Raw genomic sequence first — 15,680 nt, 5'->3', positions numbered from 1 at the left:
CATAAAAATTTAGTGGAAGAATAAACAAGGGATCTTTGAATTTGGACACACGTAGTACGTCCTAGGTTAGTGATAAACCTGATTTAAGTCGTATTTAATATGTAGGATGGGCTTTAGTCCATCAAGAAATATAACTATTTCAATATGATGGGCTAAAGCCCATCCTACTTAAATTTATCAAGTAGGATGGGCTTTAGCCCATCAAAAAATATAATTATTTCAATATGATGGGCTAAAGCCCATCCTACTTAAGGATACTTTGTCAATAAACTGACCGAATGTTGTTACATTCGGTTTTTGTTTATCGGTTCGCTACACCTCTAAATACTCCATAATACTCTGCGCTGCGTCACGTCCTTCGGCAATGGCGGTGACGACTAAATCCGAGCCGCGGGTGATGTCGCCGCCGGCAAAGATTTTCGGGTTCGCCGTTTGTTGTTTCAATTCACCGCAGGCGGCGATTCGTCCGCGTGAATCAGTGGTGACGCCGACGCTGCTTAGCCAAGGCATTGCGTGCGGAGCGAATCCGAAGGCGACGATGATCGCATCGCAAGGAATCACTTCTTCGCTGCCTTCGATGATTTCCGCTTTGCGGCGGCCGTTGGCGTCCGCTTCGCCCATTTGGGTTTTAACGATTTTAATACCGCTGACTTTGCCTGCGCCATCGGTTTGCACTTCAAGCGGTTCCGCTTCAATTTCGACCGGTTGCGCATTAAATTGGAATCCGACGCCTTCTTCTTTGGCATTTTGATATTCTTTACGGCTGCCCGGCATATTTGCCGCGTCGCGACGATAAACGCAGGTAACTTCCGCCGCACTTTGACGCACGGAGGTGCGCACGCAGTCCATTGCCGTATCACCGCCGCCTAGCACGACAACCCGTTTTCCCGCCATTGAAACGTAATCCGGTGCGTCAAAGCCCAATAAATGCTGGGTGTTGGCGATTAAAAACGGCAAGGCGGAATATACGCCTTGGGCGTTTTCGTTCGGAATGCCCGCTTGAATACCTTGGTAAGTGCCGACGCCCAAGAATACGGCGTCATATTGCTCCGCTAAATCGGCTAAGGCAATGTCTTTGCCGATTTCTACGCCGAGTTCGAAACGAATACCCATTTCGCTGAAAATTTCGCGACGGCGGCTCATTACGGATTTTTCCAATTTAAACGCCGGAATCCCGAAGGTTAATAATCCGCCGATTTCTTGCTGGCGTTCATAAACCGTGACATCCACGCCGTTGCGAATCAACACGTCGGCACAGCCTAAGCCCGCCGGACCCGCGCCGATAACCGCAACGCGTTTGCCGGTTTTCACCACGCCGGATAAATCCGGTTTCCAGCCCATTTCGAAGGCTTTTTCGGTAATATATTTTTCTACGTTGCCGATGGTCACCGCACCGAATTCCGCATTTAAGGTGCAAGATCCTTCGCAGAGGCGATCTTGCGGGCAAACACGTCCGCACACTTCCGGCAAACTGTTGGTGGAATGGGCGAGTTCCGCCGCATCCAAAATGCGACCTTCGTGCGCCAAGCGCAGCCAGTTCGGAATATTATTGTGTAACGGGCAACGATGTTGGCAATACGGGTTGCCACATTCTAAACAGCGATCTGCTTGCGAAACGGCTTGCGCGTCACTAAATATTTGATAAATTTCGATAAACTCGCTTTTTCGGCTGGTCAATGGAATTTTTGACGGATCAACGCGAGGTAAATCAATAAATTGGTAAACATTATCACGGCTCATTTTTTCTTCCTTTTCTATTCTTTTTCTCAACAAAGTGCGGTCGATTTTGCAAAACTTTTTAAAATTCGCCCGCACTTTCCGAATACTTGTTGATTACTGAATGACTTCACGCAATTCAGTCAACGTGCGACGTTTGTGTCCCAATAGGGCGTCCACATCGTTGGCTTTCGGTTTAACCAACACAAAGCGTTGAACGTAATTTTCCCAATTCGCTAAAATACGTTCGCCGATTGCACTATGGGTTAATTCAACGTGACGAGAAATTAAACCGCGTAAATGTTCTTGATGCGTCGGTAAATCCGCGATACTCAAGCCTTCCACTAATTCAGGGTTAATCCGCCCGCGGAATTTACCGTCCACATCCAATACATAAGCGAAGCCGCCGGTCATCCCTGCGCCGAAGTTAATGCCGGTTTTCCCCAAAATCGTCACCACCCCACCGGTCATATATTCGCAACCGTTATCGCCGATTCCTTCCGTCACCGCTAAAGCGCCGGAGTTACGCACCGCGAAACGTTCGCCGCCGCGACCGGAGGCAAACAATTCGCCGCCGGTTGCACCGTAAAGGCAAGTGTTACCGATAATCGCCGCGTCTTCCGCTTTGAACGCCACACCGTTATGCGGTTTGATCACAATGCGACCGCCCGCCATACCTTTACCCACATAGTCGTTGGCATCACCGGTTAAGGTTAAGTTGACGCCGCCGGCAAGCCAGACGCCGAAACTTTGACCCGCCGTACCGTCCAAGTGAATATTGAATTCTTGCAACGGATTACCGCGATTACCGTAACGCGCAGCGATTAAGCCGGATAAGGTCGCGCCGACGGAACGATCCAAGTTGCTAATGTCAAAATTCAACTCGGTGCTTAAACCGCTTTCAAAGGCATTTTGCGCTTGAGCAACGATATTTTTATTTAATAACCCTTGGTCGAAGGACGGGTTGGATTGGGTGCAATAACGGCTGCTGCCGTCCAGCACTTTCGGTGAATAAAGCAATTTGCTTAAATCCAAACCGCGTTGTTTGCCGGTTTTACCTTCAATGATTTCCAACAATTCGGTACGACCGATCAAATCCGTGAGTTTTTGTACGCCGAGCTGCGCCAAAATTTCGCGCACGTCTTGGGCGATAAATTTGAAGTAATTCATCGCTTTTTCCGGTACGCCGTGATAATGCTTATTACGCAAGGTATCATCTTGCGTCGCCACGCCGGTCGCACAGTTATTCAAATGGCAAATTCGTAAATAACGACAACCTAACGCCACCATCGGCGCAGTACCGAAGCCGAAGCTTTCCGCACCTAAAATCGCCGCTTTGACAATATCCAAGCCGGTTTTCAAACCACCGTCCACTTGTAACCGCACTTTGTGGCGTAAATTGTTTTCCACTAAGGCTTGTTGCGCTTCCGCCAAACCTAATTCCCAAGGCGAGCCGCAATATTTTACGCTGGTGAGCGGACTTGCGCCCGTACCGCCGTCATAGCCCGCGATAGTGATTAAATCCGCATAGGCTTTCGCCACGCCGGTCGCAATCGTTCCTACGCCCGGCAATGATACGAGTTTGACCGAAATTAAGGCTTTCGGGTTGATTTGTTTTAGGTCGAAAATCAACTGCGCCAAATCTTCGATCGAATAAATATCGTGGTGTGGCGGTGGTGAAATTAAGGTTGAACCCGGTACGGCATAGCGTAATTGCGCGATATAAGGCGTCACTTTATCACCCGGTAATTGACCGCCTTCGCCCGGTTTTGCTCCTTGCGCCACTTTAATTTGGATTACTTCCGCACTCATTAAATAGGCCGGTGTCACACCGAAACGTCCGGACGCCACTTGTTTGATTTTGGACACTTTTTCCGTGCCGTAGCGTTTCGGATCTTCGCCGCCTTCGCCGGAGTTGGAATAGCCGCCCAAGCGGTTCATCGCCACCGCCAAGCCTTCGTGCGCTTCCGGACTTAACGCACCGATCGACATCGCTGCGCTGTCAAAACGTTTATACAGATTTTCCGCCGGTTCCACCTCGGCAAGCTCGATCGCTTGACGACCTTCCGTTTTCAAACGTAACATATCGCGAATGGTGGTAATCGGACGATGATTCACTTTGTCGCGGAAGACGCGATATTTTTCGTAATCGCCGGTGTTAACCGCTTCTTGCAAGCTGTTCACCACTTCAGGGTTGTAGGCGTGATATTCGCCTTGCGGTTTGAATTTGAGCAAGCCGCCCATTTCCAAATCTTGGCTGCGACGCCACGCACATTTGCGTGCGGCGGTTAATTGTTGTTCCAAATTTTCAAAACCCGCGCCTTCAATTCGGCTGGTAATGCCCGGGAAGCAAAGTGCGGTGATTTCTTGGCTTAAACCGACCACTTCGAATAAGCGTGCGCAACGGTAAGAGGACACACAAGAAATCCCCATTTTCGACATAATTTTGTACAACCCTTTATTAATACCGTTGCGGAAATTCGCCGTCACGACGCGTAAAGGTTTAGTGATCGCGCCGCTTTGTACCATTTGATACAGGGTTTCATACGCCAAATAAGGATAAATCGCCGTCGCGCCCAAGCCGATTAACACCGCGAAATGATGCGGGTTACGCGCTTCGGCGGTTTCGACGATAATATTGGTATCGCAACGTAAATTCGCTTCCACCAAGCAAGTTTGCAACGCGCCCACCGCTAAAGCGCTCGGAATCGGCTGCTTGTTTTGATCGATATAACGATCGGACAAAATCAACAACACGCATTTCTCACGCACCGCTTGTTTGGCTTGTTCGCACAAGCGTTCAATAGCTTGTTTCAAATTCAATTCGTCAGGATTATAGGAAGTATCCAAAATGCAATGTTTGTAATGTTCTTCGGATAAACGCAAAATTTGCTGCATATCGGAATACACCAAAATCGGCGATTTAAAGTTCACCCGTTGTGACATCCCTTCCGCTTCGAAGAACACGCTCATTTCGCGCCCGATGCTGGTGGCAAGGCTCATAACGTGCGCTTCGCGCAGCGGGTCGATCGGCGGATTGGTGACTTGGGCGAAATATTGACGGAAATAGTCGAACAATACGCGCGGTTTTTCGCTTAACACCGCAAACGGCGTATCGTCGCCCATTGAACCCACAGGTTCTTGTCCGTTTTCACCTAAAACGCGAACGACGTTTTCCAATTCTTCACGGTTATACAAGAATTGTTTTTGATAAATTTTTAACGTGACGTCATCAAGGCTCGCCTCGCCCACTTCGTTTTCCGGCAACTGTTCGAACGGAATTAAACGTTGAACGTGTTTTTCCAGCCATTGACGGTACGGATGACGCGCTTTCACTTCGTTATCAATTTCATCGGAATGCAACACTTGCCCTTTGCGCGTATCGACCACCAATAATTGACCCGGCCCGACACGACCTTTTTCCACCACTTCGTCCGGTGCGTAATTCCAAATGCCCACTTCGGAGGCAATGGTAATTAGGCGATCTTCCGTAATCACATAACGCGCCGGACGCAAGCCGTTGCGGTCGAGGTTACAAGCGGCATAACGTCCGTCGGACAACACGATCCCCGCCGGACCGTCCCAAGGTTCCATATGCATTGAGTTAAAATCATAGAATGCACGCAAATCGTCATCCATATCCGGATTTTGTTGCCACGCCGGCGGAACCAATAAGCGCATTGCACGGAATAAGTCCATCCCGCCGCTGACGAATAATTCCAACATATTATCCAACGAACTGGAATCCGAACCGGATTCATTTACGAAAGGCGCTGCGGTTTGCAAATCCGGAATAAGCGGCGTGCGATATTTATATCCGCGCGCACGCGCCCAAGCACGGTTGCCCGAAATCGTATTGATTTCACCGTTATGCGCTAAATAACGAAAAGGTTGCGCCAATTTCCAACGCGGTTGGGTGTTGGTCGAAAAACGTTGGTGGAACAAACAAATCGCCGTTTGCATCCGTAAATCCGCCAAATCCAAATAGAATTTCGGCAAATCTTTCGGCATACATAAGCCTTTATACACGATAGTTTGGTTAGAAAAGCTACAAATATAGAAATCAGGGTGATCAATACGTTTTTCGATACGACGGCGGGCGATAAACAAGCGACGCTGCAAGTCCTGCACGCGCCAACCGCTCGGCGCATTAATAAACACTTGTTTGATCATCGGCATATCCGCCAAGGCAATACTGCCCAGTACGGACGGATTGGTCGGCACATCGCGCCACGCGGGAATACCTAGGGTTTCTTCGATCAATTCTTGATTGATAATATCCATATATTGACGCGCAAGCACTTCGTCGCGCGGTAAAAAGATTTGACCGACACCAAAAATTTTCGCTAACGAAAAGCCGTTTTCCGCTGCAATGGTTCTAAAGAAACTTTCCGGCATTTGCAGCGATAAACCGCAACCGTCGCCGGTTTTACCGTCGGCAAGAATCGCGCCGCGGTGTTGCATACGAGATAAACCCAAGATACCGTTACGAACCACTTTGTGGCTCTGCACGCCGTCGATGTTGGCGATTAAGCCGAACCCGCAGTTCTCCCGCTCGAACGAGCGATCATATAATGTTGTCATAATCACTTCCTATAAAAATAATTGTCATTGTTGTTATAAAAACTACCGCACTTTCAGCAAAAACTAAAATTACTGTATAGATTTTTAAATATAAACAATAAGAACGCAATATAAAATAAAAATAATCCTATCTTAAAGATAAATTTGTAGATTATTTTTAAATAAAAACTAATTTTACAAGATAAAAATTAAAAATAAACTAAACACATAAAAAAAGCCTAACGATTGTCAGGCTTTTTTTTCAAAATCATATTATTTTGCGCAAGAACAGTTTGCTAATTTTTTCTCGAAACGTTCGGCAACATAATCCCAGTTTACCACGTTCCAGAATTCTTTAATGTAATCCGGACGGCGGTTTTGGAATTTCAAGTAGTAAGAATGTTCCCAAACATCCAAACATAACAGCGGATAGCCGGCGCAACCTGCGATTTCTTTACCCATTAACGGAGAATCTTGGTTCGGAGTGGAAACCACGGCGAGTTTACCTTGATCTAACACTAACCACGCCCAACCGGAACCGAAACGGGTCGCCGCCGCTTTTTCAAATTCTGCTTGGAAAGCTTCAACGGAACCGAAATCGCGCACGATAGCGTCTTTCAATGCACCTTGTAAAACCGTGCCTTTTTTCAAGCATTTCCAGAATAAAGAATGGTTAACGTGTCCGCCCACATTGTTACGAACCGGTGTACGTTTATCCGCCGGAATGTCGGCTAATTTGGTTAATAATTCACCCGGACAACCTTCAGCGGACAATCCTGCCGCTTCAACCGCCGCATTGGCGTTGTTCACATAGGTTTGGTGATGTTTGCTGTGGTGGATTTCCATTGTTTGCGCATCGAAATGCGGTTCTAATGCGTCGTAGGCGTAGCCTAATTCAGGTAGAGTATAAGACATAAGAGTTTCCTTCTATAAATAATCGTTAGCACTAAAAAGTGCGGTCATTTTAACAAAAAAATTGATCGAGATCATTAAAAGTTTAGTTTTTTAAAAGAAATAGGGCATTGATTCGCCCTATTTCTTTCATAGATAAATCGAATGATTTATTGCGCTTTCACTGCGGCAACCGCCACCATATTGATGATTCGACGAACGGAAGACGCCGAAGTCAAAATATGCGCCGGTTTGTTCACGCCCATTAAGATCGGTCCGATAGTAATCGGCGTCGCCGTGCCTTGCAATAAATTCAAACTGATACGAGCGGCTTCCATATTCGGCATAATCAACAAATTCGCCGCGCCTTTTAACGGGCTGTCCAGCATTACTTCGTTGCGTAAGCTTTCGGATAACGCGATATTACAGTGCATTTCGCCGTCGATGATCAATTCCGGCGCTTTTTCGCGCACGATGCGTAAAACTTCGCGCATTTTCACCGCACTTGGATCATCAAACGTACCGTAATTCGAATGAGACACCAACGCCACTTGCGGCTCGATACCGAAACGACGTACTTCCGCTGCGGACATTAAGGTGATTTCCGCCAATTCTTCCGCCGTCGGATTTTGGTTTACAAAGGTATCGGCGATAAACAAGTTGCCGGTCGGTAATACCAAACCGTTCACCGTCGCGGCGATTGCACCTTCTTTCACGCCGATAATATCTTTAATACCGCTTAAATGCGACGCATAAGGCCCGACCAAGCCGCACAACATTGCATCCGCTTTGCCTAAGCTCAATAGCATTGAACCAAGAGCGGTCGGATTATGTAACATTTTGCGTTTCGCGCCCGCCGGTGTCATTCCTTGGCGTTTTAATTTGTCGTAATATGCCGTCCAGCATTCTTCGTAGAACGGATTGTTTTCGATGTCGATAATTTCGAAATCGCGTCCGTTTTCAATATGTAAACCCAATTTTTTGACGCCTTGTTCGATCACTTGCGTGCGACCCAATAATACCGGATAGGCAATGCCTAATGTGGCGATTTCTTGCACGGCGTGCAACACCTTGCTTTCTTCGCCGTCGGTCAATAACACGCGTTTTTTATCTTGTTTCGCTTGGGCGAACACCGGTTTCATAAATAAATTGGTTTTATATACGAATTGGGTCAATTTTTCGATATAGGCATCGAAATCCGTAATCGAACGCGTCGCCACGCCGCTGTCCATTGCGGCTTTTGCCACCGCCGGCGCGATTTTGACGATTAAACGCGGATCGAAAGGTTTCGGAATAATATAATCCGGCCCGAAAGACACTTCACCGTCGCCGTAAGCGGAAGTCACCACTTCGCTTTGTTCCGCCAAGGCTAAATCGGCAATCGCATAAACCGCCGCCAATTTCATTTCTTCGTTAATGGTAGTCGCGCTCACATCCAAGGCACCGCGGAAAATGAACGGGAAACACAATACGTTGTTCACTTGGTTCGGATAGTCGGAACGTCCCGTGCACACAATCGCATCCGGACGCACCGCTTTCGCTAACGGCGGGAGAATTTCCGGTTCCGGATTGGCGAGCGCCAAAATCAACGGGCTCGGCCCCATTGTTTTCACCATTTCTTGCGTTAAGGTTCCCGCAGCGGAACAACCTAAGAAAATATCGGCGTCCGGAATCGCGTCCGCTAAGGTGCGCGTGCCGTTATCTTCAATGGCATAGGCTTTTTTGGTTTCATCCATTCGTTCATCGCGACCTTTATAAATCACGCCTTTGGAATCGCAAACCGTGATATTTTCACGTTTCATTCCTAAAGAAACCAACAAATTCAAACAAGCGATCGACGCCGCGCCCGCACCGGACGCCACTAAACGCACGTTTTCGATTTTTTTGTTCACAATGCGCAAACCGTTGATCACCGCCGCGGCGGAAATAATCGCAGTGCCGTGTTGGTCATCGTGGAATACCGGAATTTTCATTCTTTCGCGCAGCTTTTGTTCGATATAAAAACATTCCGGCGCTTTAATATCTTCCAAGTTAATACCGCCGAAAGTCGGTTCAAGTGCGGCGATAATTTCCACTAATTTATCCGGATCCCGTTCATCGATTTCAATGTCAAATACGTCAACGCCGGCGAATTTTTTAAATAGCACGCCTTTACCTTCCATTACCGGTTTACCCGCAAGCGCGCCGATATTACCCAAGCCGAGCACCGCCGTGCCGTTGGAAATCACCGCCACTAAGTTACCGCGCGAAGTATAACGGTATGCTGCCGACGGATCCGCCTGAATTTCCAAGCAAGGTACGGCAACACCCGGTGAATAAGCCAAAGCTAAATCCCGCTGCGTGGCGAGAGATTTGGTCGGGGTGACTTCAATTTTGCCCGGATTCGGGAATTCGTGAAAATCCAGTGCGGCTTGACGTAATTGTGCATCCATAAAACGATCCTTCTAATAAAACATTACTTCATTATCTGCTGCAAACAGCAATTTTTTTATTATAAGCAAAAAATTAAGAAAATCTGTGACCACAAACACATTATTCACATTTTGTTCACAAAAATAACCGCACTTTCCGCCAATCGGATTGTTTAGGGTTTTAATTCGATCTGTAGTAAAATATTTTTTATTTGAAAATCAACGGATCAATCAATGCGCTTAGATAAATTTCTCGCCGAAAACACCGGACTCACCCGCTCGCAAGCCACCAAAGCCTTACGCCGAAGTGCGGTCGTTATTAACGGTAAAATCGAAAAAAGCGGGGCGACTCAAGTCAGCGATACCGACGAAATTTATTTCGACGGCGAAAAATTAGCGTGGTTGGATGCTGGGCTGTACATAATGTTCAATAAGCCGCAAGGCTATATTTGCTCGCACGAGGACGGCGGCTATCCGACCATTTACGAATTTTTCGATTATCCGTTGGCGGGAAAATTGCACAGCGCCGGGCGCTTGGATGCGGATACCACCGGTTTGGTGTTATTGACCGACGACGGCAAATGGTCGCACCGCATTACTTCGCCAAAACATCATTGCGAGAAAACCTATTTGGTCACCTTGGCGGATCCGGTCGAAAATCACTATCAGCAAGCCTGCGCGGAAGGTATTTTGCTACGCGGCGAAAAGCTGCCGACCAAGCCGGCTCGCTTAGAAATTTTGGACGACTATAATGTCAATTTAACCATTAGCGAAGGACGCTATCATCAAGTCAAGCGAATGTTTGCCGCCTTGGGCAATAAAGTTGTCGGTTTACATCGTTGGAAAATCGGCGAGATTGTGCTGGACGAAAGCTTGGCGGAAGGCGAATTTCGTTTTCTAAGCGCAGAAGAAATCAATCGTTTTATGCAAGGATAATAATTTGGGTAACAAGACGCACAAAGCCGGATTTATTTTTATTTTAACCTTGGGCATTTTGTCAATGTTGCCGCCGCTCGGCGTCGATATGTATTTGCCTGCGTTTTTAAATATCGCGCGGGATTTGCAAATCAGTCCCGAACAAGTGCAACATACGCTCACCTTTTTCGCTTACGGAATGGCGGCGGGACAATTATTCTGGGGCCCGGTCGGCGACAGCTTCGGACGCAAACCGATTATTTTGCTCGGCGTGATTGTCGGCGCGATAACTTCTTTAAGTTTAACCGGTATCGAACATATCGGTAATTTCACCTTACTTCGTTTTATCCAAGGCTTTTTCGGTGCCGCACCCGTGGTGCTTGCCGGCGCATTATTGCGCGATCTGTTCAGCAAAAACGAATTGTCGCGCACAATGTCCACCATCACCCTTGTGTTTATGGTCGCCCCTTTAGTAGCACCGATTATCGGCGGTTATTTGGTTTCTTTCTTTCATTGGCACGCGATTTTTTACGTTATCGCGTTAATGGGCGTATTAAGTGCGGTGTTAGTTTTCTTCATTATTCCTGAAACCCACAAAAAAGAACATCGTATTCCATTACGCTTAGGCACGGTAATGCGTAATTTCGTCAGCCTGTGGAAAAATAAACAAGTGCTCGGCTATATGTTTATGGGCGCCTTCGGTTTCGGCGGAATGTTTGCCTTCGTTACGGCGGGTTCTATCGTTTATATCGGCATTTACGGCATACCCGTTGATCAATTCGGCTATTTCTTTATGTTGAACATCGGCATTATGACCTTTTGTTCGTTTTTAAACGGACGCTTAGTCACCAAACTCGGCGCGGAAAGAATGTTGCAGATCGGTTTGACGATGCAATTTCTCGCCGGTATTTGGTTGTTATTCGTGGTGATATTTGATCTCGGTTTTTGGTCGATGGCGTTAGGCATTGCCGTTTTCGTCGGGCAAAATCCGCTTATCGGTTCCAATGCAATGGCATCGATTTTAGAAAAATTCCCCGCAATGGCGGGAACCGCCAATTCAATGGTCGGCAGCGTTCGCTTCGGTACCGGCGCGACAGTCGGCTCGCTTGTGGCGTTAATGGAAATGAAAAGTGCTGCGCCGATGTTACTCACAATGACCGCCTGCTCGCTAATTGCGGTCGGCTGTTATTATTTTTTAACCTATAAAAACCTGCAAGCCGAATGAAAAAACACCAAACAAGCCGGTGAAATCGCCGCAAAACAAATTTTAGATTTGTTGAATAAAGGTGAAATTATGCATTATTGCATAGAATGCGGAGGCGTTTTGCAACCACATCTGGAATTACCATTTTAATTTTCTAATACGCCACAAGCAGTTTCATATCTGTTTCTAAGATTGAAAACGTGCACAAAAAATCGAAAAATTTGTGCACGTTGTTTTTGATATGCACAAAAAATCGAAAAATTTGTGCACGTTGTGCTAATATGCACAAAAAATTGAAAAATTTGTGCACGTTATCTTTGATATGCACAATAAATCGGGAGAGCAGATGGAAAAAATGGATTACGAAATCCCAAATTTATTTGAATTGGGTGATATTGAAACAAAAACGGTTTTAAAAGCAACAAACTTAGCTCACCAAGCTCTTGGAGAATTAAAAGGCGTGGTTCAGACGATGCCTAATCAAAATATTTTGTTAGGTACATTGCCTTTGCAGGAAGCAAAGGAAAGTTCTGAAATTGAAAATATTATTACAACGCAAGACGACCTTTATCAGAGTAACTTTTCATCTCAAGAATTTACTTCAACAGCAGCAAAAGAAGTTCATCATTATGCTCAAGCAATGACATTAGGCTTTAATGCGGTAAAGAAAAACGGATTTATCACATTAAATTTGATTAAGGAAATTCAGGCGGCGTTGGAAGGGAATAATGCCGGTTTTCGTAAGCAGAAGGGAACCGGATTGGTTAATCAAACGACAAAACAGATTGTTTATATGCCGCCACAAACACTGGCTTTAATTGAAAAATATATGTCCGCATTGGAGCTTTTTCTTAATACTTCTGAATATATTGATTATGATCCTTTAGTAAAAATGGCGTTAATTCATCATCAATTTGAGAGTATTCATCCATTTTATGACGGAAATGGACGTACCGGACGGATTTTAAATATTCTTTATTTAATTCAGCAACAATTATTGGATACCCCGATTTTATATCTTTCTCGTTACATTAACCGCAATAAGGGACAATATTATCATTTATTACAGGAAGTAAGAGATACGCAAAATTGGGAGAATTGGCTAGTTTTTATGTTAAACGGGATTGCGGAAACCGCCAAGCAAACTGTAATTTTAATTACAAAAATCAAAAAGTTAATGCAGCAACATAAGCAAAAAATCCGCAGTGAGTTGCCTAAAGTTTATAGCCACGAATTATTGAATAATCTTTATAAGCATCCTTACACAAAAATTGAATTTGTTGCCGAAGATTGTCAAATTCACCGTAATACCGCAGCAAAACGTTTAGATGAATTGGTTCAATTAGGTATTTTGGAAAAGGTTAAAATCTCTAAAGATAATTTTTACATCAATATAGATCTTTATCGTTTGCTAATGGAGCAAGAGTAGGCTTTTTATCCGACAACGACCTTTGGTCGCAATCGGTTAACCATGAGTTGGTAGCTTTGCTACCTTTAAAAGAGCGACAAAGTCGCTCACTTATGACTAACCTAGTACGCCTTTGTCGTGCTAGGATAAAATTTCTCTAACAATGACCGCGCTTTTCGCCGTCATTTTTGGCGTTTTCATTTAATCCTTCCCCCAAGCCGCTTAAAATCGAGCAATCCGGATTGTCGTTGCCTTGGCAGGCGCAATGCCAACTTTGCAATAAATTGAGCATTTGTTGTAAATCAGCAATTTTTTGTTTGAGTTCATTGATATGTTGCTCGGTAAGGGCTTTTACATCGCGGCTGGTGCGGTTAGGATCGTCGTTAAGTTGCAATAATCGGGTGATTTGCTGTAAGGAAAATCCGACCTTGCGCGCATTGGCGATAAAACGCAGGCGAACGAGATCATTTTCGCTGTAAAAGCGATAGCCGTTTAACGTGCGCTGGGTTTCGGGCAATAATCCGTTTTTTTCGTAATCTCGAATCTGTTTGGCGGATAAACCGGTTTGTTCGGCGGCTTGGCTGATATTCATTTATTCCTCTATTTTTTGTTTTATTTAAACCGAAAAGTGCGGTTATTTTACGCTTTATTTTAATTTATTGAGAACATTCTTATTGGTTGTTTTCTATCCCTTACAAAGGATCTTGTTAGCGCAAAACTAACGAAGAAATCACCGCACTTTTATTAATTATTTCCGACATCAATCTACAAAAGGGTGGCTCCGCCACTCTTTTATCGCACCAAGGGTTCCGATTAATCACAAGCTTAATCCCGATTTCCTCTACCGGAACCTCTCTTATCCAAACAATAAAAGCACGTTTTATCGCTTCGCATTTCTTCACGTCGTATTATTTTTTCATTTCAATGTTATTTTTTCTTGCATTCTTAAAATTACCTTGTAATATACTGGTTGTATGGTACAACTCAAAACAATATATTCAACCGTAAGGAGTATAAAATGAAAAGCACAAATATTTATTTATTCGATGTCAGCGCCATTATGCAAGATAACAAAACAACCGATTCAGCCGCACCTTTTGTCTCCGGTTTCACGGAATTGTTGGCGAAAATCGGCACTGATAATCTTAAAATTTTGGTTTCCGCAGAAGATGCGCATAACCTCCCTTATATCGAGCAACAACTGGCGAAACTCAATATCAGTCATCAAATCGGGATTTTACAATGCGAGCAGGACATTGCCCGCTATGTCGATTTATCCTATCAGCGTAACCGCTTTTTATTTCTCAATCGAATGAGCGCAAAAAAACAAGATTTCCGTAAGCCTACCGCGATAATTTTGGTGGATAAAAACGATGATCTTTTGCCCGAACCGAACTGCGCTTATATTCGAAATTACAATGAAATAAAGCGTTTATTTTAGGTGATTTATTGAAAATAAAGGGATAGAATACCGGCTGTCCCTTTGATTTTTTAACTGAAAAAGAACTGACGATGACCGATATTTTCCAACATTTCAAAGATAATTTTATCCTGAATTACACCAGCGATGTGCCGCTTTATAAGCAAATCGAAAATTATATCGTGGCGCAAATTCGTCTCGGCACATTTAAAGAAGGCGATAAAATGATCTCGGAAAATGAGATTTGCCAACTGTTCGATATTAGCCGAACCACTGTGCGCCAAGCGATGAACGGCTTGTTCGAAAAGGGCGTAATCGTGCGTATTCGCGGCAAAGGCACTTTTGTCGCAAAAGAAAAAATTCAGTTTAATATTAATAACTTATTTCACTTTACACCAAGTATTATGGCGCTGGGATTGGAACCCTCCTCCATTATTGTCGGTTGTGAAGTGATTACGCCGAGCGAAGAAATTGCGGAAAAACTCAAGCTGCTTGATGAAACACAAAAGGTGTTCAAACTTACGCGGGTCAGAAAAGCCGACGATGTGCCGGTTTCTCTGGACACCGTTTATATGCCTTATTATTTGTGCCAAGGCATCGAAAAAATGAATTTTGAACATCGTTCGTTATTCAACGTGCAAGAAAAGATCTATCAACTCACGCCGAAATATGCCAATGCCAATATTGAAGCGATTTTGATCGACGATCGCATCACCGCCGATTTACTGGAATATCCGCAAAATTCCGCCGGATTTCATATCAGCCTGACCTATTATTTGGAAGACGGTAGCATTATGGAATACACGGATTCCATTACGCGGGCGGATAAATGTTCTTTCAAATTGACGATCAATAACGGAAAAAAAGAAGATTTGTCTTTTTCCAAATCCTTTAATTTATAACGAAAAGGAATACGAATGGCATTACATCGTTGTCCCGAATGTCGGCGAAAAGTCAGTGAAAATGCGCAATTTTGTCCTCATTGCGGTTTTTCTTTTCAAGAAGCGGATCTGGCGGTTTATCGTCAAAAGTTAGAACAGCGTCGTTTAGAAAACCAAGAAATCAATCGCAAAAGCGCCAAAATTCATTTAATTTGGCTAGCGATATTTGTGATCGTCATTGCTTGCGCAAGTTTGTGGCAGCAATAAAAAA

At 44.9% G+C, this 15,680-nt stretch carries 11 protein-coding genes; 6 read left to right on the top strand and 5 right to left on the bottom strand.

Annotation, left to right across the window (positions count from 1 at the left end):
• Positions 1-312: 312 nt before the first annotated feature.
• The 4 genes from CVP04_RS08370 to CVP04_RS08355 form a co-directional block, all read right to left on the bottom strand.
• A complete protein-coding gene (locus CVP04_RS08370; RefSeq protein WP_100297060.1) occupies positions 313-1,740 on the bottom strand; it encodes an FAD-dependent oxidoreductase in 1,428 nt (475 codons plus the stop codon).
• A 93-nt stretch (positions 1,741-1,833) separates the two neighbouring features.
• Complete coding sequence (gltB, locus tag CVP04_RS08365; protein ID WP_100297059.1) at positions 1,834-6,300, bottom strand: glutamate synthase large subunit; 4,467 nt, start codon at positions 6,298-6,300, stop codon at positions 1,834-1,836.
• Positions 6,301-6,552: 252 nt separating this feature from the next.
• Positions 6,553-7,194 carry a superoxide dismutase [Mn] gene (gene sodA / locus CVP04_RS08360; protein WP_100297058.1) on the bottom strand — a complete coding sequence of 214 codons (642 nt, stop codon included), beginning with the start codon at positions 7,192-7,194 and terminating at the stop codon, positions 6,553-6,555.
• A gap of 146 nt (positions 7,195-7,340) precedes the next feature.
• On the bottom strand, positions 7,341-9,602 hold the full coding sequence (locus tag CVP04_RS08355; RefSeq protein WP_100297057.1) for an NADP-dependent malic enzyme: 2,262 nt from the start codon (positions 9,600-9,602) through the stop codon (positions 7,341-7,343).
• 213 nt (positions 9,603-9,815) lie between these two features.
• Between CVP04_RS08355 and rsuA the strand changes: the two genes are divergently transcribed.
• From rsuA to CVP04_RS08340, 3 genes are all read left to right on the top strand, one after another.
• Positions 9,816-10,517 (top strand): 16S rRNA pseudouridine(516) synthase RsuA, encoded by a 702-nt coding sequence (gene rsuA, locus CVP04_RS08350; protein WP_100297056.1) that lies wholly within the window; start codon positions 9,816-9,818, stop codon positions 10,515-10,517.
• Between the two features lie 4 nt (positions 10,518-10,521).
• Positions 10,522-11,721, top strand: coding sequence for a Bcr/CflA family multidrug efflux MFS transporter (locus CVP04_RS08345; RefSeq protein ID WP_100297055.1), 1,200 nt, complete (start codon positions 10,522-10,524; stop codon positions 11,719-11,721).
• Positions 11,722-12,046: 325 nt separating this feature from the next.
• Positions 12,047-13,129, top strand: a complete 1,083-nt coding sequence (locus CVP04_RS08340; protein WP_243385202.1) for a Fic family protein — start codon at positions 12,047-12,049, stop codon at positions 13,127-13,129.
• A 136-nt stretch (positions 13,130-13,265) separates the two neighbouring features.
• On the opposite strand, the gene cueR is transcribed toward CVP04_RS08340, so the two are convergent.
• Entirely contained in the window at positions 13,266-13,700 is a 435-nt protein-coding gene (gene cueR / locus CVP04_RS08335) for a Cu(I)-responsive transcriptional regulator (protein ID WP_100297054.1), read from the bottom strand.
• Positions 13,701-14,126: 426 nt separating this feature from the next.
• On the opposite strand from cueR, the gene CVP04_RS08330 reads away from it, so the two are divergent.
• The 3 genes from CVP04_RS08330 (at position 14,127) to CVP04_RS08320 (ending at position 15,676) form a co-directional block, all read left to right on the top strand.
• Positions 14,127-14,549, top strand: a complete 423-nt coding sequence (locus CVP04_RS08330) for a hypothetical protein (RefSeq protein WP_100297053.1) — start codon at positions 14,127-14,129, stop codon at positions 14,547-14,549.
• A gap of 71 nt (positions 14,550-14,620) precedes the next feature.
• Entirely contained in the window at positions 14,621-15,430 is an 810-nt protein-coding gene (locus CVP04_RS08325) for a GntR family transcriptional regulator (protein WP_100297052.1), read from the top strand.
• A gap of 15 nt (positions 15,431-15,445) precedes the next feature.
• Entirely contained in the window at positions 15,446-15,676 is a 231-nt protein-coding gene (locus CVP04_RS08320) for a zinc ribbon domain-containing protein (protein ID WP_100297051.1), read from the top strand.
• Positions 15,677-15,680 lie beyond the last annotated feature (4 nt).

Origin of the sequence: Caviibacterium pharyngocola (assembly GCF_002795405.1) — a bacterium.
In the GTDB taxonomy this organism is placed as follows: domain Bacteria; phylum Pseudomonadota; class Gammaproteobacteria; order Enterobacterales; family Pasteurellaceae; genus Caviibacterium; species Caviibacterium pharyngocola.
This window is presented reverse-complemented; position numbering and strand designations above follow the sequence as displayed.